General features: G+C 77.8%; 1 pseudogene. It reads left to right on the top strand.

Features of this window, described 5'->3' with window-relative positions:
* Positions 1-288 (top strand): annotated as a pseudogene (locus ACYQ0J_RS00730) (metal-dependent hydrolase); the annotation flags it as partial.

Below are 288 nucleotides of genomic sequence, written 5' to 3'. Positions count from 1 at the left end.
CGGCCTTCGCCCCCGGGGAGGAGGCCTCCTTGGAGCTCCCCGCCCTCCCCGCCCTGCCCACCCTCCACCCCCTGGTCTTCTCCCTCCCCTCCCTCTCGGGGCTTCTGGTGAAGCCGGGGGACCGGGTGGAGGAGGGGGAGCCCATCGCCCGGCGGGTGGACGAGGGGCCCCTGCGGGACCTCGAGGACCAGGCCCAGGCCAAGGCGGAGGAGGCGGCCCGCCTCGAGGCCGAGCTTTCCCGGGCGGAAGAGCGGTGCCGGGCGGAGCGGGAGGCCCTCCGGGGGGAGC

The sequence above is a fragment of the Thermus sp. FJN-A genome, from assembly GCF_054655095.1.
The sequence above is the reverse complement of the archived record's forward strand: the minus strand, read 5'-3'. Positions and strand labels throughout refer to the sequence as shown.